The organism is Algibacter sp. AS12, assembly GCF_046736315.1.
Classification (GTDB): Bacteria; Bacteroidota; Bacteroidia; order Flavobacteriales; family Flavobacteriaceae; genus Algibacter_B; species Algibacter_B amylolyticus.
Genome location: NZ_CP151841.1, coordinates 2811062 through 2830863 on the forward strand (window position 1 = coordinate 2811062; position 19802 = coordinate 2830863).

The following is a 19802-nucleotide window of genomic DNA, read 5'->3' on the forward strand; positions in this document are numbered from 1 at the left end:
CGGTTTTTATCTTTTATTTTTTAGGTAACGGACTTATTATTTTTACATTTTGAAAGGCAATAGCACCTCTAATAATACCAGAAATAACATCTTGTAAGGCTTCTATAATCTGCATTTTTAATTCGCTTTTATGATACAGTAAACTTACTTCCCTAGCAGGTGTAGGTTCGTTAAAGTAATGTAAATTGGCTTTTTCAGTTTCATTAATATCTAAAGTATGTAGATATGGCAATAAAGTCATTCCTAGCCCTTCGTTCGATAATTTTATAAGCGTTTCAATGCTTCCGCTTTCTAATTGAAAATTATCATCAGGTTGATTTTTAAGTACTTTACATAAATTAATAACGCCATCTCTAAAACAATGCCCATCTTCTAATAGCAGCATATCATCAATATCTAAATCGGTAACATCAATTTTGCTATTTGTATGGAGACGATGTCCTTTTGGTATATAGCTAACAAAAGGTTCAAAATAAAGTACACGTTCCTTAATGCTGTCATCCTCTAAAGGTGTTGCAGCAATGGCAGCATCTAAGTGGCCATCTTTAAGTCTTGTTATAATTTCTTCGGTAGTTAGCTCTTCAATTTTAAGTTTTACCTTAGGATGTTTTTTAATAAAACTCTTTAAAAACATAGGCAATAAAGTAGGCATAACCGTTGGAATAATTCCTAATTTAAATTCGCCACCAATAAATCCTTTTTGTTGATCGACGATATCTTGTATGCGGTACGATTCATTTACAATATTTCTAGCCTGATTTACTATTTTTTTACCAACCTCGGTAAGCTCAATAGGTTTTTTGCTTCGGTCGAAAATTAAAACATCTAACTGGTCTTCAAGCTTTTGAATTTGCATGCTTAATGTTGGTTGCGTAACAAAGCATTTTTCGGCTGCTTTAGTAAAGTTTTGGTTTTCGGCAACAGCCAAAACATAGTATAATTGGGTAATAGTCATCAGTATCAGTTTAGGCTATAAAAATATAAAAAGTATCAATAAAACTTATTGAAACACGTGTTAATTATAATTTAAATTTGTTGTAAGAAAATAACAAAGATTATGACAACATTAAATAGTATTGGTTTAGATACCAACAAGACAAAAGGATTAGCTGAAGATTTAAATAGTTTATTGGCTAATTTTCAAATTTATTATCAGAATTTAAGAGGCATTCACTGGAATATTAAAGGAAAACGATTTTTTGATTTACACGTTAAATTTGAGGAGTTGTACACAGATGCAAATATGAAAGTAGATGAAATTGCCGAACGTATATTAACTTTAGGTGAAACGCCGTTACACACATTCGAAGATTATTCGGCTAAGGCAAGAGTTCCTGTTGGAAAAAATATTTCGGAAGATGAAAAAGCAGTACGTTTAATAGTAGAATCGCTTACCGAGCTTCTAAGTATTGAAAGAGCACTTTTAGAAAAAGCAGGAGATGCAAATGACGAAGGAACAAACTCAATGATGAGTGATTTTATTACTGAACAAGAAAAAACTGTTTGGATGATGAAAGCTTGGTTAAATGAAACCGTCTAAATAAATAGTTGGTTTTTACAATTTACAACTTTGATTACTAGCTATTAAAGCGATCTTATTTTAAGGTCGCTTTTTTTGTTGTAAAAAGTTAAAGGGATTGGTAGCACTAACAATTAATTTTTTTGATAAAGTCGTTTTTGTAACTAAAGCCTATTGGTATCCATTTTTCGTCTATAATAATGCGATTACGTTGTACCGAGTGAATGTGGCTTATGGATACTATGTACGATTTATGAACCCGAATAAAATTGGATAACCCCAATTTTTCTTCAAAATTTTTAAGGCTGTTTAAAGTTAAAATAGGTTTTTTGTTTGCTGTATGTATTTTAATATAATCCTTTAAACCCTCAACATATTTTATTTCGTTAACATTAATCTTTATGTTTTCGTATTCCGATTTTACAAAAATATATTCCGGTTCGTTACTTGGTTTTTCAATTATGGTGGTTGCTGGTTCTACTTTTTCGGTTATTATATTTAATGCTCTTGTTGCTGCTTTTAAAAATCGATGAAAGGGTATTGGTTTTACTAAATAATCTATAGCGTTTAAGTTAAAACCTTCAACGGCATAATGTGAATAAGCGGTGGTGAAAATAAAGTGTGGCTTATACTCTAAAGATTTTATAATATCGATTCCCGAAAAATTAGGCATTTCAATATCTGTAAATATTAAGTCTATTTTTTGTGTATGTAATATGTTGGTAGCCTCGAACCCGTTAGAGCATGTAGCCACTAACTTTAAAAAGGATATTTTTGAAATAAAATCTTCTAATAACTCTAAAGCGAGTGGTTCGTCATCAATAATAATACAGCTTATCATAGGTTTTTTAGTTTTAAAATTAAATTAACTTCGTAACTGTTTTGCTCACTTTTAATAGCAATGGTATGTTGGTTGGGGTAGAGGAGATTTAGTCTGTTTTTAATATTTTGCAATCCAACACCAGAGTTTTCTGTTTTTTGCTGCTGGTGCGATACAGAATTCTGCACATATAGTTTTAACAAGGCGTCCTCAATAGTGATTTTTATTAAAATATTAGTATTGCCTTTAAAATCTGTTCCGTATTTAAAAGCGTTTTCAATAAATGAAATTAATAGCAAGGGCTCGATACTAAAGTTTAAATTACCATGTATATTAATTTTTACATTGCTAGAATCTTTTAACCTAAGTAATTGAAGCGACATGTAATTCCTTATATAATCGATTTCTTTTTCTAGAGGCACTAAGTCTTTATTGGCTTCATAAATCATATAACGCATTAAATCTGCCAAAATAACAATGGCATTTGCAGTGTTTTTTGATTGTTTATGGGCTAACGAATAAATACTGTTTAATGAGTTGAATAGAAAATGCGGATTAAGTTGTGCTTTTAAAAACGATAACTCGGAGTTTACTTTTTGCGACTCGATTTCAACACGTTCTTTTTCAGATTTAAACCATTCTAAACCTAATTTTATACTGGTGCTTAGTGCAAAAATTAAGAGTAGTAAACCTCCAGACGGAAAAAAGCCTCTAAAATTTATAAGAAACGGCGATTGATGGTTGGGTCTTAAATTTGGGTTTTCCGGTCTATGAAAATTATTGGGTGGCACAAAATTTGGCTTTGGTAAAATGGTCTCTATTATATATATATAGAACAGGCCAAAAGCAAATAGCACAATAAAAAAAAGCGTTGTTTTTTTATTTAATAATAAATGTGGTACTAGTAGGCTATAATTTAGATAAAAGGCAGATATTAAAAGACTAGATCGTATTAAGAAGTCTTTCGGGATGATACCAATTTTAAAATAAATTTGGCTACCCATTATAACCAAAAAAATTATCCATATAAGAATATGAATAACTGTTGAAGGTATCTTTTTAAACTGACTCAATATTAAATATTTGTTCAAAACTAAGGCGCTTTATTCTTAATAAAATGCTAAGAAGTGTTATTGTTTTGATAAAAGAAATAAGGCTAAACAGGCTGTTAATTTATAACACAAATTGTATGTCTAGTTTAACCTTATTATCAACATTAATCAAACCTACTATTAATCATCTTCGTTTTCTAATTCGTCTGGTCTAAATTCCCAAACATCATCAAAATAATAATTACTACTCCTTCCCATTAAAACAAATGCTTTAGTATCAAAAGAAAAAGCTGAGGCATCTTGTCTAGACGAGCCTTCAAATTCAGGTACTTCTTCCCAAGTATCGGCTAGCGGAGAGTATTCCCAACAAACATTTGTAATAGAACCGCTAATACCTGTGGTTAAGTAACCTTTTCCGTTTAATGAAAAAGCAACGCTACTTGTAAATGTTATGTACTCATCGTCGTCGTCATCATCCAAATCGGTTAAGCTGGTCCAGGTTGTACCATCAAAAGAATAAAAATCATATTCTACACTACCATTATGTATTCCTGTACCTATATAGGCAATATCATCAATAACAAATACCGATGCATTTTGGCGTTTTTGACCACCAAACCCAACAACTTGTTCCCAGGAATCTGTACTAGCATCGTATTTGTAAAAATCTTTTTGCTCGCTACCATCGTAGCCTGTACCAATATAACCGTAACCGTTAATCGAGAAACCTATGGCGCCATATCTTGCAGTACCAGCAAAATCTGCTTTTTGGGTCCATTGGTTGGAGTCTGGGTTGTACTCCCAAAAATCTTTTAACTCATCGGTACCATCATATCCAGTCCCTATATAACCTTTACCATCAATGGTAAAACCTACAGCTCCGCTACGCGCAATACCAGGAAAATCTGCTTTTTGTATCCAATAATCGCTTTCAGAATTGTACTCCCAAGTATCAGATAAATAGTCGTCACCATCATATCCTGTTACTAAATAGCCTTTGTCGCCTATTGTAAAGCTTACAGCGTTTCCTCTAGAATCTCCATCAAACGATGAGCTTTCTACCCAGTTTCCATACTCATCAGAATCCTCATCATCACTACTGCATCCAACAAATAAAACGGATAGGATTGCAAGACCTAAAATGCTGCTCTTTTTTAATACATTCATTATTGTTACTGTTTATATTTATAATTAATTCTTCGTTAAATACGTGGCAAATCTATAGGCTACATGGTTTTAAATCATCACAAAATAGACCAACATTAGTTTTTTGTCTATGTTGGGCGCATTTATATCTATAAAGTATTTAATTAACTGAATATTAACATTTTAACATAATTTTTACATATTCATCTATAAAATAACCCGATTAGTCTATTTTGATGTGTATTAGCTTGTACTACTAAATAGGTTTGCACTCTAAATAAGAGAAATGAGGTTGTTTTTAATTAGTAGTTTGAGTTTGTTATTTATGTTTTCCTGTAGTGAGGAAGTAAATAACTATCCGGTAGGTACCGATTTTATTGATAATGATTTAAATATTGTAATAGTAGACACTTTTTCAATTAAGGCTGCTACTTATAAAATTGATTCACTAGCAACATCCGGAACAAGTCGTTTGTTATTAGGAAGTTTAAAGGATGATTATTTTGGAGACTTAAAAGCGCAAACTTATTTTCAAGTTTATAATTCCGATTTTTCAATAAGTTCCAATGCGGTTTATGATTCTATTGGCTTAGTATTAAACTACGATACGTATTATTATGGTGATACATTGCAAGAACAAACCTATAAGGTGCATAGGTTATTGGAATATTTTGAGCCTTATGAAGGTAGTGATTACTACAATACCTCAATACTTAAAAATACGTCAATGCCTGATTATTATGAAGAAGCTTTAGGCGAAGTAACCTTTACACCAAGACCTAATAGTACTACAGATTCTATTTATATTTCTTTAGATACTTCTTTAGGTGAAGACATTTTTAATAAAATTAGAGATAATGAAATTAATACTACCGACGATTTTGTTCAATATTTTTATGGCTTAACGGTTATACCGGACGAGACAACTAATAGCCATGTTTTAGGTTTTAATTTTAAATCCTATTCCGATTTAGACGATAACACTTCAATGCGCATTTTCTATACAGAAGATAACGCCGATAGTAGTGAAGATAATAACCAGGTTATCGATTTCTTTATACCAAATACAGGCATGCAATTTAATAGTATTTCGGCCAATTTAGATGCGACAACTATTAACGGTCTTTCTACAACAGGTACAACAATATCTAGTGATGATACCAATCAATTAATATTTGCCCAAGCTGGTACAGGTATTTCGGCAAGAATTGAAATGCCTACAGTAAAAGATTTAAAATCACTCTCTAATGATAGTGCAGCACTAAATGCAGAACTAACTTTTAAACCACTTAAGGAAAGTTACGATGCATCAAAGCCATTAAAGGAATCGCTTTTGGTTTATGTTGTTGACGGTCAAAACAGAATAGTTAGCCAACTAACCGACTTAGACTCCAATGTAAGTTATGCCGTTTTAAATCAAGAAAATAATGAGTTTGATGAAAACACTTATTACAGTATAGATATGAGTGGTTTTGTTGAAATGATATGGAATTCTGAATTCGATTTGGATTATGCTATCATGATTCAATTTGAAGACTATAATAGCGTTGTTGATGCATTAATAATTGATAACCTTAATGAAAACAACGACAAAATTAAGCTAAGCGTAACTTATTTAAATTATTAAATAGCCTTTTAAATGTATAAAATAAAAACACTACTAGTATTAATAGTTGTTATACCATCATGTTTTTCTCAAAATGATACGAGTACGCCATATTCGTTATTTGGATTAGGAGTAGAAAATAAAACAGCTACAGGAGGATTAACAGGGTTAGGAAACACAGGGATCTCTCAAAACAATTCAGGAGAAATAAATTTAATAAACCCTGCTAGTTTAGGTAACATTCAGCAAAAAACGTTCTTATATGAGTTTGGTATAAATGGCGTATATTCTATACTAAAAACCAATAATATAAGCGATACTACTTATGATTTTAATATGTCGCATGCCGTTATGGCGTTTCCTATTACCAAAAATGTAGGAATGAGTTTTGGGCTATTACCATATACTAAAGTAGGCTACGATATAGATTTCGAAAACCCTATTGAAGGCTCAACAGATACTTATATTTCTAGAGTAACTGGTTCTGGTGGATTAAATAAGTTTTACCTGTCTAGTGGTGTTCAGGTATTTAATAAGCTATCCTTTGGGGTAGATTTATCTTATCTTTTCGGGTCTATAAACCAAGAAACCAATTTGTATTACGACTCCTTTGTAAACATTACAGATGTTAATTATTATCGCGGTTTTAAACTTAAAACAGGGGTGCAGTATAACCTTATTAAAAACACGAATAAAGAAATTACATTAGGTGCTATTCTAGAATTGCCTGCTAATTTAGGAGGCGATCAGGTTAGCAATTCGTATAAAACATCGGTAGGAGGAACTAAAGTGCTTATAGATGAAAATGTTGAAAGTGATCTAGAAGATTTCGAATTACCGTTAACATTTGGTTTAGGGTTAAAAACAAAGCTAAACAGCTCGTTAACTACAAGCTTCGATTTTACCAAGCTATATTGGGATAATACCAATCAGGTTCAAAATACCGAGAGTTATAATAACCAAGATATTTATGCTTTTGGTGCAGAGTATTTACCAACCGATAAAAATAAGTATTGGAGTTTGGTTAAATATAGGTTTGGTTTAAACTATAATACAGGGTTTTTAAATATCTCTAACCAAAAAATTGATAGTTACTTTGCATCTGTTGGTTTAGGTTTACCTATGTCTAACCATTCTAAACTAAATATATCATATTCTTATGGTAGAGAAGGATCTACAAGTAATAGTTTAGTTCAAGAAAATTTTCATAAAATAACGCTTAACTTAAGCTTTATAGGTAACTGGTTTAATAAAAGAAAGTACGATTAGTAATTATGCTTTAATTTTTAACTGTATTCAGGTATAACTTAAATGCAATTAAAAAAAACACACTTAAAAGTGATGTTAATGGGTCACTTTTTTTTGCTTATCGGTCTGCTTTTTTAATAGATTTATGTTACTAAATGTAACATTTTGTTTTAGTCTTTAATGGTTAGTCATTTGTAATTTAATCCCATTCTTAAACTGCGTTTTTTTTTAATTCGATTATAGGTGTTAATTATCGATTATAATTTATTTGGGTATAGAGATTTGTAAGAAAAAAACATAAATTAAAAAAACTATTAAACGGTGCCATTACTGACGGACAACTTAATGAGTCTATCAATTTAGTGAAGGATAGAGCAGGTTTACCAGCTTTAATCAATGCATTTGTAGCTGCAAACAACTTAGATATGCTAAACGAGATAAGAAGAGAGCGTACCATTGAATTATATGCAGAAGGAGCAACTCGATTTAACGATCTTAAACGTTGGGGTATTGCCGAAGATGAGTTAGGTGAAACTATTTTCGGAGCGGTTGTTGAAGGAACGGTTTACGAAAACAATTCTGATATATACAACGAATCGGCCTATGGTTATGGAGAAGGGGTAGCAGAAACAGGTATTGGAGAAAGAAGAGCTGTAATTGTTCAGCCGTCATCAATTCGAAATTTTTCTAGAGATAATTATTTGTTTCCTTTACCAACATCTCAAGTTAATTTAGTGGATGCCTTATTACAAAACCCAGGTTATTAATTTTATGATATTATAGTAATTATTCAATTTTTAATTAAAAACAGCTATAAGTTTAAAAACTCATAGCTGTTTTTTTTATATGTATTAAGTAAAAATTAAACTTAGAGTATGATTTTCATTTCTAAATCTTCAGTGCTAATTTCAAATTTTGCTTTGCTATATGTGGGTGGTCCAAAACTCATCGCATTATTCGATACACCATAAGATTCTTTAGGCATTCCAGTATCTTCAAAATCCATTCTTTTATTTTCGTTTTCGTCGTGTAACGCCATAATAGCATAAGTTCCCGCTTCTACATTATTAAAAGTTACTTTTACTTTACCATCAACTATTTTACTTTCTACAGTTTGAATGCCTTGGCCTTTCATAAAGGTAGTTTCATTATGCAGCGATAACATAATAGTTCCGTTATTGTTTTTAATATTTTCAATTATTACGGTAATACTTTTTCCGTTTTTGTTTTCTTGAGCGTTACTAAAAGTTACTGATAATACTAATGCGATGATTAAAGTTAAAGCTTTCATAATATATGGTTTTATTTGTTTTACACTCCAAATATCTAACATGAGATGAGGTTTTTATAATTGATGTTACCGAACTGTAATTTCTATATGATGAATTGTCATTTTTTATAAAATTGAAGACTGTATTATTGTATTAATCAACTAATTCAACTTCTTAACTGCAAAAAAAAATGGTGTCTTTCTAATTGATAATTTGACTTTATTAAAATTTTCAGGTACATTCGTTTTTCATCATTATCGCCACAAAATGTGAAGCTGTTTTAGTGTTAAAATGAATTCATTTTAGCGGAAGCATTAGTATTTTTTAAACTAAGAAAAACAAGAATGAAACAATTAACAACCATTTTAGTCCTATTTTCAATTCTTATTCTGTTGTCATCTTTCCGAAGTGAGAACGATAAAATATTTAGTGAATATGAAATGAAAGAGTTTTCATTTCAAGGCCATGCGGCTAAAATTGTATTTCCTAATAAAAAACACGAAGACAATCTCTGGATTTGGAGAGCAAGATTTTGGGGTACAGAACCGCAAGTAGACAAGGCATTATTAGAAAAAGGATTTCACTTGGTTTATGTAGATGTGGCAAATTTGTTTGGAAACCAAGAAGCAGTAGACTTGTGGGATGATTTTTATGCATTTTGTGTTTCGGAGTATAACCTAAATGAAAAAACTGTTTTAGAGGGGATGAGCCGTGGCGGATTAATAGTTTATAATTGGGCTTCGCAAAACACAGATAAGGTTTTCTGTATTTATGCTGATGCTCCTGTTTGCGATATAAAAAGCTGGCCAGGAGGTATGTTTAAAGGAAAAGGGAATGCTAAAGCTTGGAAAGCCTGTTTAAATGCCTATAGTTTAGATACCATCTCGGTTAAGACGTTTAAAAATATCCCAATTAAAAATAGTGTGCATCTTGCAAAAGCTGGTGTCCCTGTTTTGCATGTGTTTGGTGATATAGATGAAGCCGTACCTTACAAAGAAAACACAGCGTTATTAGCCGAAAAATATAAAGAAGCAGGTGGACATATTGAATTAATTAAAAAAGAAGGTGTTGGGCATCATCCACACAGTTTGGAAGATCCTAAACCAATTGTAGATTTTTTATTGAAATATGTAGGATATAAAGAATAACAAGAGGTGTGAACGTATGTTATTTAAAGCTATATAGCCTTAGGGTAAAAAATCTTTAAATTACGTTTTGAATGGTTAGAAACCGCTTTCAGCAATAATTACATTTTGGAATGTAGGTGCGTTTTCGGTAATTTTTCCTATGCCTTTTTTATTGATTTTTAAAGTCACATCTTTGGTTGTTGTAAATAAAAGTACAGACGAAAAATGAGTTTTAAGGTAGGGTTTTAATAAAGTGAAAGCCTCATCTAGCGTAAGTTCACTTTCCTCATCTTCGGTTTCTCTTGATTGGTAACGTAATTTCACTAAAACTTTTAGGCCCTTATCGGAAGATAATGGTCTAACAAATATGTTTTTTAAGTTAGGTTTACCAATAGTTTTAGCCAAGGTTAATTTGGCAAAACGACCTTCTTGGTAACTTTCTTTTACTTGTTCCCAGAATTCAATAAAGGTTTCTTGATATGGCATAAACTAAGGTTTAATAAAATATTGTTTTGAAGCCTCAAAAATAGCATTAATAATTTTAACAGAACTAAGTAAATATGTCTTTAAGCCTATGCTAAAACAGTTGGTTGGCTAATGTGTGCGTTAGGGATTGAAAAGGAAAGCCCACAGCGCTCCCGATTGTCATCGGGGGAGCGAGGACTTGTATTGGAAAGCCCGACCCTTGTGGTAACGCTCAAATTAAATTTTATAATAAGCCACGAGCCTTAATTTCTAAATATTTATTAATGGTGTCTATGGTTAAATTTTCTGGCGTGGTTAAAATGGAATAAATACCATATTTTTTTAACTCGGTTACAATAAGGCGTTTTTCGAAGGCAAATTTTTCGGCAATAACCTTATCGTAAACTTGCTCGATAGTTTCGGCTTTGTTGTTTATAAGGTTATTAAGTTCGGTGTTTTTAAAAAACACAACCACTAATAAATGACTTTTTGAAATGGCTTTTAAATAGGGGAGTTGACGCTCTAAACCATCTAAAGTTTCAAAATTGGTGTACATTAAAATAAGACTACGTTGGGTAATATGGCGTTTTATGCTGGCGTATAAACGACTAAAATCGCTTTCAAAAAAATCGGTTTTTACGTTATAAAGCGCTTCTAGTATGAGTTGCATTTGCGAACTACGCCTTTCGGCAACGACAACATTTTCAATACGTTTAGAGAACGACAACATACCAGCCTTATCATGCTTTTTTAAAACCACATTGCTCATTACTAAGGTCGCATTAATGGCATAATCTAGAAGACTTAAGCCGTTAAAAGGCATTTTCATAATACGGCCTTTGTCGATAATGGAATAAACGGGTTGCGATTTTTCGTCTTGAAACTGATTTACCATTAGCTGGTTTTTCTTGGCCGTAGCTTTCCAGTTAATGGTGCGTAAATCGTCGCCTAAAACGTAATCTTTAATTTGCTCGAATTCCATGGAATGACCAAGTCGGCGTACTTTTTTTAAGCCATATTCTAACGAGTTTTTATTGATATTTAAAAGCTCAAACTTTTTTAATTGTTTAAAGCTTGGGTAGGTTGGTACCATGGCACCGCTATTAAAAGTGAAGCGTTTAGCCACTAAATTTAAAACAGATGATGCATAAACATTTAAATCGCCAAAATAATATTCGCCGCGTTCGGTTGGTTTTAAATGATACTGAATGCTTCTAGTTTTACGAGAAGTTACAGATTCTTTAATTTTAAAATCTCTTATTTGAAATTGCTCGGGCACTTCATCTATAGCTTCCAGATAAATGGTAAATGGGTAATTGTTAGTAATATCAATATGAATCTGATTTTTATCGCCATTCGAAAATTTATCAGGCAGATTTCTTGTGGCATCAATTTTATGTTTACCCATGAAAACAATTAGAAAATCTATGATAAAAAGTAAGATTAAAACTAAAATAGATAGTTGGGCAACATTAAATAAAACAGGAATAAAATAACTTAATGCAAACAAAACTACAATGGCAATGCCAGCATAGAAGAAACGCGGTTGTATGTAGAAGGGTTTGAAAAGTTTCAAATTTGTTAGTTGTTAGTTGTTAGTTGTTACGTTTGAGTAAGACTGCAAACTGTGACTGCGACTGAACACTATTAACGTGGTATCTCAACCGTTTCAATAATTTGCTTAATAATTTGTTTGCTAGAAACGCCTTCCATTTCGCGCTCTGGAGTTACAATAACTCTATGATGTAAAACAGGTATAGCTGCACGTTTAATATCCTCGGGTGTAACAAAATCTCTGCCGCTCATGGCTGCAAATGCTTTACTCGATTTTAAAATGGCTATGGATGCTCTTGGAGAAGCACCTAAATACAAAAACTGATTGCTTCGTGTGGCTACAATCAGTTGAGCAATGTATTTTAGTAAATGTGTTTCAACTAAAACTTGAGTTACTAAATTTTGATATTCTGTTATTTGCTTAGCCGTTAAAAAGGATTCTATTTTATCGGTTTTAACGCCATCTCTTAAGGCATGCTCGCGCGATAGAATTTCAATTTCCTCTTCTAAATTAGGATAGTCAACATCTATTTTAAATAAAAATCGATCTAGCTGAGCTTCTGGTAATCTATAAGTACCTTCTTGTTCTATAGGGTTTTGTGTTGCTAAAACCATAAAAGGCGAATCTAAATTAAACTTATTACCATCAATAGTAATTTGTTGCTCTTCCATAACCTCAAATAAGGCGGCTTGAGTTTTTGCAGGTGCTCTATTAATTTCATCAATAAGAATCATGTTAGAGAAAATAGGACCTTTTTTAAATTCGAATTCCGAATCTTTAAGATTAAAAACCGAAGTTCCTAAAATATCACTCGGCATTAAATCGGGCGTAAATTGTATTCTACTAAAGCCAACGCTTAAAGACTTTGCTAATAATTTGGCTGTCACCGTTTTTGCAACACCAGGAACCCCTTCAATAAGGGCGTGTCCTTTGGCTAGTAGCGATGCAATAAGCATATCTACCATATCCTTTTGGCCAACTATAATTTTGCCAACCTCTAGCTTTATTTTTTCAACACTTTCTTGAAGTTCCGATAAATCTAAGCGGTTTTTAAATGTTAAATCTTCATTTGTGTTCAACGCACTACTATCAATAGCTAATAATGCATCTTCCGGCTGAATTGGTGTATTTTGTGGTTCTAGTTGTTCGTTATTCTCGTCCATAATTATTTGGTGTAAAATGCTTCAATATGTCTGTTGAGTTTTATTAAATTTTCTTCAAAAAACTCATTTTTAGCTCGCATTAAATTAATATAGTTTACTAGCTTTTTTATGTCGTCTAATTTTTTTCCGGTTTTAGCAGCTAGTTTTTCGGTGAATTGCTCGTCTAAAACATCGGTGTTTAAATTTAAATCGTGACGAATTTTTTCTAAAAAGTACGTTATTTTTTTATCGATTAAATTTTTATGGTCTTTAGTGTCAAAGTATAAATTGGATACCGTTTTAACAAAGGCTACCGTTGTGTTTTGCAACGGTTTAACTATCTTAATAATACGTTGCCTACGTTTCGCGTTAAAAATCATAAACAATATACCAAATACGATAGCCGTAAACCATGCCCATCTAAAGGATAATTGCTCTAAAAACCAACCCAGATTAGATTCCTGCTCAACATCGCCATCGTAACCTGTTTGTATTTTGGTATACGAGTCAAAATACACATCGTTATCTTGTAAATACGACAATGCGCCTTCAATATATTGGTAGCGGTCTTCTTTTAAAAGATGATAATTTGTAAATATTTTAGGCTCTAAATGCAAATAAATAGTGCCATCTCCAAAGGGCACCTGTAAAAAGTTAGGGTGCTTGTAATCTATTTTAGAGTATCCTAACACGGAGTGATTTATAGAATCGAAATCAGAAAAATATTGGTCGCTTACATTTCTATTGAGCGTTATTTCTGGTATGTTTAAATGTTTTAATGATAAAACTGAAATACTATCGGTTTCATTATCAATGTATTTAACGCTTACATCAAGTGTGTCGTGAAGTTTTTGAGGAAAGTAATAGTCCGAAAGAAATAGGGTGTTACCGGCATCAACAAAATTTAGTAACTCATCAATAGAGTCGTCTTCTAAATAATCAGAATTTCCAATAATAATATAGTTTCCTTGGGCAACATGTTCGCCATAGCCATCTTCAGAATTGGCACTTAAGTAACTCGATGGTTGGTGGTAAACGGTTCTTAATTTATAATCTTTAAATAGTTTAGGAAGCTCTTTGTAAAGTACGCTAACACCATAAGGTTTGTTGCTTTTTTCATCGAAAGACTCTTCCCAATCCACCACTTTGGTGCGTTTTACACCAATAACAACCGATGCTGTAATAACTAGCAACACGATAATAAGTATAACAGGCAGTATCTTTTTCATTAATTTACCTGTTTTAAAAAGTTAGAAAAATTCCCTTTAGCCTTATTGTATTTGTCTAGGTTTAGCGGGAATTCGCCATACCAAATGTAATTATACAAATACGAGGTGTACTCAAAATCTTTACTAAAGGGTTGATTGCTTACCTCGTTTAAATATTCGTTGTTGGTTTTATCGTCTTCAAATTTTATATGGTTTTTTAGGCTTAGTGTTTTTAAAACCAATAGGTAATAATATCGAATAGCTAGTCGGTAATCCTTATCGTTTTCAGCATTTTTAATTAAGGTGTTAATATCGGCATTTTCAATATTTTCGGCTGTTATTTCGCTGTATGTATTAATGACTTTATTTCGGTTTGATGTAAATAAACCTGTACCTCCTTCGTTAAGTAAAATATAAACTAAAAATATTACAGCAAGCGCAATCGCTAAGTAAAACAACCAAGAAAGCGGCCCCAGATTTAAGCTAAAAGCATCTGTGTTATTTTGTTCTTCTCTTTTTACTTCGCCGTTTTTAAAATCTTCGTACTCACCAGAGCCCGTTGGTGTTTTCGAGACCACTTCGTCACCTTCGTAATTATATTTGCTGCTGTTGTAACGGGATTTAAAGTCGTCATCAAAAGTTCTAATATGTTCTGGAGTTTGCGTATGGTTTAATCCAAACGATACCTGAAAAACACAAGTTGAAAGACATAGTAAAATCAAGATATGTAGGTATTTTGTTTTCAAATATGAGACAGACTTAAATTTGGGGTTTTAGTAATTTGTTTTTGTATTTTAAACGGATAAATTAAATAGTAATAACTAATAATACTAAGCGTAATTAAAATAATAGCAACCGATAGCCAATGCGGCATAATGTTAGAGTATCGGGTAATAAACCCCTCTAAAAAACCAGCAGCAAAAGTAAAAGGAAAGGTGCTAATTAAAATTTTAATACCAGTTTTGGCACCCAGTTTAAAAGAAGTGTATCTAGAATGTGTTGCCGGAAACAAAATGCTTGCTCCTAAAATTAAACCCGCTGCACACTCAATTACTATAGCAAAAATTTCCATGGCGCCATGTATCCATATACCTCGAACACTTTCCCAAAGCACACCTTTATCGTAAAAGAAATATTGGAAAGAGCCTAACATAATACAGTTCTTAAACATAATATAAAGTGTGCCAATGCCCAAAAATACGCCTAAAACAAAGGCGATAATGCCAACTCTTAAATTGTTTATGGTTATGCCAATAAAGCTGCCCCAATTGCTTCCACTTTTATAAACCGCTACAGGATCGCCGGCTTCAATATTTTCTAACGACATATTTACATAGTTGTCGCCCAAAACGGAGCGCACAAATTCCCCATCGTTAGCAGCCGAAATAGCTCCAATAAAGGTAAATGCCGAAAAAATAATAAAAGCGATGTAAATAATTTTTCGGTATTGGTAGCAAAGTAAAGGCACCTCGGTTTTCCAAAACTCAATAATTCGATTGGTATCTGTACTTTTTGTTTTGTAAATTTTCTGGTAAGCGTTTGCCGATAGCTGATTTAAATACGCAATAACCTTACTTTTAGGGTAGTAGGTTTGTGCGTAAGCCAAATCGTTAATAACATGAATGTATTGCGAAGCCAATTCATCGGGATTGTCAAAATCATTATTAACGATTGCTTTTTCGAAACTCAACCATTTTTCCTTATTTTGCTTGATAAATGCAACTTCTCTCATATATTTGATAAATTAAAATATAAAATGTCAGAGTTACAAATTAACACGACTCAAAATGTAAAAATAACGTTCAATGCCGCAGGAGCTGGCGAGCGTTTATTGGCTTTTATTATAGATATGGCTATTAAAATTGGCTATATGTTAGTTTTAAATTGGACTTTCGGAGCCTTCGATAATATGGATCAATGGTCGCAAATAGCCATAAATACCATGCTTAGTTTTCCTGTAATGCTGTACACTTTGGTATTAGAATCCGTTTTACAAGGCCAAACCATTGGCAAGCGCTTATTAAAAATAAGAGTTGTAAAAATAGATGGGTATCAAGCCTCATTTTCAGATTACGTGGTGCGTTGGTTTTTTAGAATTGTGGATGTTTATATTTTCGGACTCGGTTTTTTTGTTATGCTATTTAATAAAAAGGGGCAACGTATTGGAGATATGGCTGCCGGAACAGCCGTAATAGCATTAAAAAACAATGTGAATATTAGTCATACTATTCTCGAAAATTTAAAAGATAATTACAAGCCTACGTACCCTAACGTTATTAAATTGTCCGATAACGACGCTCGAATAATAAAAGAAACCTTTCAGGTGGCCCGAGTTGCTCGCGATTATCAAACGCTAATTAAGTTACGTCAAAAAATTATAGAAGTAGTTGGTATAAAAACAGTAATCCAGAGCAATGACGTTGAGTTTATCGATGTTATTTTAAAGGATTATAATTTTTATACTCAGAGTATGTAGTTAGTGAGCCACTTTTTATTTTTAAAAAAGTGTGCGAATCACTCATCCTGAGCATAGTCTCCGGATCTAATAATAAGAAAACTAAATTCATTTTTAGGGCGTTACCCAAGGGTCGGGCTTTCGGCAGTCGCTTTTTTGTGTTGCATATGTGCAACAACACAAAAAGAGCTTCAATAAATGCCTCAATCCCTAACGCAAACAGTAACTATAATTAATATTTTTAAGAAGAAATAAAATTTTACATCCAATTCAAAGAAATGTTTTACACCATAGATATTTTAGGAACAATAGCTTTTGCTATTTCGGGCGTGTTAATAGCTATTAATAAGCGTATGGACTTATTTGGTATTCTTATTATTGCCTTTGTTACGGCAGTAGGAGGTGGTACATTGCGCGATTTGCTAATTGGAAATACACCCGTTGGTTGGATGCAAGACATTACATATACTTATGTTATTTTAGGATCTTCGGTGTTTGCAATTTTGTTAAGAAGCAAGATTAATTATTTAAGGACCTCGCTGTTTTTATTTGATACTATTGGCATAGGGTTATACACTGTTGTGGGTATAGAAAAAGGTCTTAACGCAGAGTTGCACCCTATAATTTGTATTGCTTTAGGTACCATGACAGCTAGTTTTGGAGGTGTAATTCGCGATATACTTTGTAATGAAATACCCGTAATTTTTAGAAAGGAAATTTATGCCACAGCCTGTATTTTGGGTGGTGTTACTTATTTTATTTTGCGTGAATTTCCAATACAGTACAATTATGTTTTTGTAATTGCAGGAATTGTGGTTATTGTAACAAGATTGTTGGCAGTTAAATTTAAAATAGCATTGCCTAGAATTTATTCGGGTTAAATGTGATTTATTGGAAATAGCCTAAGGAGAATTATTAAATCAGGTTTTTTTTGCTTCCGTCTCCGCTATTCCCTCAATCAATAATTTCTACTTTCTTAATATAAATGTTTTGTGCTGGCCAATCTCCATCGTCGGTTTCAACAGCTGCAATTTTATCAACCACATCCATACCACGTGTAACGTGGCCAAAAATAGTGTAATCGCCGTCTAAAAAGTGAGCGCCCCCTTTTTGGCATACAATAAAAAACTCGTAAGGCGAGGCTAGTTTATGCGGATTTCTAATATCGCTACTCGGCATAGAAATAACGCCACGGTCGTGTTTAAAACCACGTTTAGTGTCTGGAGGTAGCAGGTATTTTCCAATATAGCCACGTTTCCTAGCCGTTTTTATATCATCGCTATTTCCGCCTTGTATCATAAAATTATCAATAACACGATAAAACTGTGTGTCATTAAAATAGCCTTGTTTTGTTAGCCAAATAAAGTTAGAGCGATGAAACTTGGTTTCGTTGTACAAGAGAATATCAATTTCTCCAAAATCTGTTGTTAGCCGTACTTTGTTTTCTTTGTGGTGTTTGTCGTATTCCAAAAAGAATTCCATAGCGCTTCTAGAGTTTAGCCTAGGAAACTCGCGTTCTGGTTCTTCATTAGAATCTTCTTCAACATCTTTTTTAATTGGTTTTTCAACCTCGGTTTTAGGTGTATTTTTCTTTTTAGTTTGTTTATCTTCACAATTCAGAAAAATAGCAAAAAAACAGAAAAATAATACGGCGCGCATAGACTATGAAGTTTGAAGAATTTTTAAAATCAGTTTCAAAAATAAAAAATATACCGCTACCAGCCGAAGCTTCTCACTTTAAAATGGTACCAGAGTTTAGGCAAGAGTTATTAAAAGAACAGGAAAAAGCAATTAAAAAGGCTAAACAAGCCGGCGTGTTGGCATTGTTTTATCCAGATAAATTTGAAAATACTAAGTTCGTTTTAATATTAAGAAATACTTATAAAGGCGTACATTCTGCACAAATAGCATTTCCTGGTGGTAAATTAGAAAACCAAGACGCTACACTGCAGGATACTGCTTTAAGGGAAACTTTCGAGGAAGTTGGTGTGCAAACCGAAACCGTTCAAATAGTAAAAAAAATATCTCAAGTTTATATTCCTCCAAGTAATTTTTATGTGCAGCCTTTTATTGGAATTACAGAAAATACACCACAGTTTATTAAGCAAGATGACGAAGTTGAGGCCGTTATAGAGGTAGATTTAGAACATTTTTTAGATGAGCGTTCACTAATTTTAAAAAAAGTAAAGACCTCTTATAGTGTTGAAGTAGAGGTGCCTGCATTTAAATTAAATGATTATATAGTTTGGGGAGCAACCGCAATGATGCTTAGTGAAATTAAAGACTTGCTAAAACAACTTTTGTAGTATGGTAGTTTTATTACATTTGCAATCGGAATATTATATAAATTAAGTAACTTACTAACAAAACCTGAAGCAAGATTTATGGGATTATTTAAAAAAAATCCATTCGGACATATATTGTTTTTAAAAAAATGGCTAATTAGACTTTTTGGAGCTTTAACGCATAGGCGTTTTAGAGGGTTTAATGAGTTGCAAATTGAAGGGTCTGAAATCATAAAAGATTTACCAGATACTAACGTTTTGTTTATTTCTAATCACCAGACTTATTTTGCCGATGTGGTTGCTATGTTTCATGTGTTTAACGCGAGTTTAAGTGGTCGTACAGATTCAATTAAAAACTTAGGTTACATCTGGAACCCTAAATTAAATATCTATTACGTTGCGGCTAAAGAGACCATGAAAGCGGGATTATTACCTAAAATTTTGGCTTATATGGGGTCTATTAGTATTGAGCGTACATGGCGATCTGAAGGTAAGGATGTAAAGCGCCAAGTTAAAATGAGTGATATATCAAGTATTGGTAAAGCGCTTGATGATGGCTGGGTAATAACCTTTCCGCAAGGTACAACAACCCCTTTTAAGCCAGTAAGAAAAGGTACTGCTCATATTATTAAAAAATACAAACCTATTGTAGTTCCTATAGTAATTGATGGTTTTAGAAGGTCTTTTGATAAAAAAGGGTTGCGAATTAAAAAGAAAAACATCCTACAATCTTTTGAAATAAAGAAGCCTTTAGACATTGACTATGAGAATGAATCTTTTGATGATATTGTGAAAAAAATAGAATACGCTATAGAACAACATCCTTCATTTTTAAAGGTTATTTCAAAGAAAGAATTGGAAGCGCTAGATGAATTAAATAAAAAAAGAGAGTGGTAAAACATT

Annotated in this window: 21 protein-coding genes; 9 read left to right on the top strand and 12 right to left on the bottom strand. The window is 32.5% G+C overall.

Translation table 11 applies throughout. From position 1 onward, the window contains the following. Positions 1 to 13: 13 nt before the first annotated feature. The gene (locus tag AAFN75_RS11650; RefSeq protein ID WP_411806480.1) at positions 14 to 955 is read right to left on the bottom strand and encodes a LysR family transcriptional regulator; all 942 of its coding nucleotides are present in this window, start codon (positions 953 to 955) and stop codon (positions 14 to 16) included. Positions 956 to 1057: 102 nt separating this feature from the next. On the opposite strand from AAFN75_RS11650, the gene AAFN75_RS11655 reads away from it, so the two are divergent. Continuing rightward, entirely contained in the window at positions 1058 to 1540 is a 483-nt protein-coding gene (locus AAFN75_RS11655) for a Dps family protein (RefSeq protein ID WP_144116830.1), read from the top strand. Between the two features lie 106 nt (positions 1541 to 1646). Here AAFN75_RS11655 and AAFN75_RS11660 read toward each other — a convergent pair whose 3' ends face one another. From AAFN75_RS11660 to AAFN75_RS11670, 3 genes are all read right to left on the bottom strand, one after another. Continuing rightward, positions 1647 to 2360: a LytR/AlgR family response regulator transcription factor gene (locus AAFN75_RS11660; RefSeq protein WP_411806481.1), complete on the bottom strand. Its 714-nt coding sequence runs from the start codon at positions 2358 to 2360 to the stop codon at positions 1647 to 1649. Continuing rightward, a complete protein-coding gene (locus AAFN75_RS11665) occupies positions 2357 to 3130 on the bottom strand; it encodes a sensor histidine kinase (RefSeq protein WP_411806482.1) in 774 nt (257 codons plus the stop codon). Before AAFN75_RS11665 ends, AAFN75_RS11660 begins: the two co-directional genes overlap by 4 nt. Positions 3131 to 3571: 441 nt before the next feature. Continuing rightward, the gene (locus AAFN75_RS11670) at positions 3572 to 4558 is read right to left on the bottom strand and encodes a Kelch repeat-containing protein (RefSeq protein ID WP_411806483.1); all 987 of its coding nucleotides are present in this window, start codon (positions 4556 to 4558) and stop codon (positions 3572 to 3574) included. Positions 4559 to 4862: 304 nt separating this feature from the next. Here AAFN75_RS11670 and AAFN75_RS11675 point away from each other — a divergent pair, with 304 nt between their 5' ends. The 3 genes from AAFN75_RS11675 (at position 4863) to AAFN75_RS11685 (ending at position 8158) form a co-directional block, all read left to right on the top strand. Next, positions 4863 to 6164 carry a DUF4270 family protein gene (locus AAFN75_RS11675; RefSeq protein WP_411806484.1) on the top strand — a complete coding sequence of 434 codons (1302 nt, stop codon included), beginning with the start codon at positions 4863 to 4865 and terminating at the stop codon, positions 6162 to 6164. Positions 6165 to 6176: 12 nt separating this feature from the next. Next, on the top strand, positions 6177 to 7412 hold the full coding sequence (locus AAFN75_RS11680) for an OmpP1/FadL family transporter (RefSeq protein ID WP_411806485.1): 1236 nt from the start codon (positions 6177 to 6179) through the stop codon (positions 7410 to 7412). 305 nt (positions 7413 to 7717) lie between these two features. After that, on the top strand, positions 7718 to 8158 hold the full coding sequence (locus tag AAFN75_RS11685) for a RagB/SusD family nutrient uptake outer membrane protein (protein WP_411809281.1): 441 nt from the start codon (positions 7718 to 7720) through the stop codon (positions 8156 to 8158). 101 nt (positions 8159 to 8259) lie between these two features. Here AAFN75_RS11685 and AAFN75_RS11690 read toward each other — a convergent pair whose 3' ends face one another. Beyond that, on the bottom strand, positions 8260 to 8682 hold the full coding sequence (locus AAFN75_RS11690) for a DUF2141 domain-containing protein (RefSeq protein ID WP_411806486.1): 423 nt from the start codon (positions 8680 to 8682) through the stop codon (positions 8260 to 8262). 324 nt (positions 8683 to 9006) lie between these two features. Between AAFN75_RS11690 and AAFN75_RS11695 the strand changes: the two genes are divergently transcribed. Then, complete coding sequence (locus AAFN75_RS11695; RefSeq protein ID WP_411806487.1) at positions 9007 to 9810, top strand: alpha/beta hydrolase family protein; 804 nt, start codon at positions 9007 to 9009, stop codon at positions 9808 to 9810. 75 nt (positions 9811 to 9885) lie between these two features. Here the strand turns inward: AAFN75_RS11695 and AAFN75_RS11700 are convergent, their stop codons facing one another. The 6 genes from AAFN75_RS11700 to AAFN75_RS11725 form a co-directional block, all read right to left on the bottom strand. Next, positions 9886 to 10275, bottom strand: a complete 390-nt coding sequence (locus AAFN75_RS11700; protein ID WP_411806488.1) for a hypothetical protein — start codon at positions 10273 to 10275, stop codon at positions 9886 to 9888. A 223-nt stretch (positions 10276 to 10498) separates the two neighbouring features. After that, positions 10499 to 11830 (bottom strand): DUF58 domain-containing protein, encoded by a 1332-nt coding sequence (locus AAFN75_RS11705; protein ID WP_411806489.1) that lies wholly within the window; start codon positions 11828 to 11830, stop codon positions 10499 to 10501. Between the two features lie 71 nt (positions 11831 to 11901). Beyond that, the gene (locus tag AAFN75_RS11710) at positions 11902 to 12972 is read right to left on the bottom strand and encodes an AAA family ATPase (RefSeq protein WP_411806490.1); all 1071 of its coding nucleotides are present in this window, start codon (positions 12970 to 12972) and stop codon (positions 11902 to 11904) included. 2 nt (positions 12973 to 12974) lie between these two features. Further along, positions 12975 to 14180, bottom strand: a complete 1206-nt coding sequence (locus tag AAFN75_RS11715) for a DUF4350 domain-containing protein (RefSeq protein ID WP_411806491.1) — start codon at positions 14178 to 14180, stop codon at positions 12975 to 12977. Beyond that, entirely contained in the window at positions 14180 to 14881 is a 702-nt protein-coding gene (locus AAFN75_RS11720; protein WP_411806492.1) for a hypothetical protein, read from the bottom strand. The genes AAFN75_RS11715 and AAFN75_RS11720 overlap by 1 nt, the downstream gene beginning before the upstream one ends. 20 nt (positions 14882 to 14901) lie before the next feature. Next, positions 14902 to 15891 (bottom strand): stage II sporulation protein M, encoded by a 990-nt coding sequence (locus AAFN75_RS11725; RefSeq protein WP_411806493.1) that lies wholly within the window; start codon positions 15889 to 15891, stop codon positions 14902 to 14904. A 24-nt stretch (positions 15892 to 15915) separates the two neighbouring features. On the opposite strand from AAFN75_RS11725, the gene AAFN75_RS11730 reads away from it, so the two are divergent. Next, positions 15916 to 16635 (top strand): RDD family protein, encoded by a 720-nt coding sequence (locus tag AAFN75_RS11730; protein WP_411806494.1) that lies wholly within the window; start codon positions 15916 to 15918, stop codon positions 16633 to 16635. A 257-nt stretch (positions 16636 to 16892) separates the two neighbouring features. Then, on the top strand, positions 16893 to 17495 hold the full coding sequence (locus AAFN75_RS11735) for a trimeric intracellular cation channel family protein (protein WP_411806495.1): 603 nt from the start codon (positions 16893 to 16895) through the stop codon (positions 17493 to 17495). A 73-nt stretch (positions 17496 to 17568) separates the two neighbouring features. Here the strand turns inward: AAFN75_RS11735 and AAFN75_RS11740 are convergent, their stop codons facing one another. Continuing rightward, positions 17569 to 18273, bottom strand: coding sequence for a peptidylprolyl isomerase (locus AAFN75_RS11740; protein ID WP_411806496.1), 705 nt, complete (start codon positions 18271 to 18273; stop codon positions 17569 to 17571). Between the two features lie 5 nt (positions 18274 to 18278). On the opposite strand from AAFN75_RS11740, the gene AAFN75_RS11745 reads away from it, so the two are divergent. Further along, positions 18279 to 18920 carry an NUDIX hydrolase gene (locus tag AAFN75_RS11745; protein WP_411806497.1) on the top strand — a complete coding sequence of 214 codons (642 nt, stop codon included), beginning with the start codon at positions 18279 to 18281 and terminating at the stop codon, positions 18918 to 18920. Between the two features lie 78 nt (positions 18921 to 18998). Next, positions 18999 to 19796, top strand: coding sequence for a lysophospholipid acyltransferase family protein (locus AAFN75_RS11750; protein WP_144116848.1), 798 nt, complete (start codon positions 18999 to 19001; stop codon positions 19794 to 19796). Positions 19797 to 19802 lie beyond the last annotated feature (6 nt).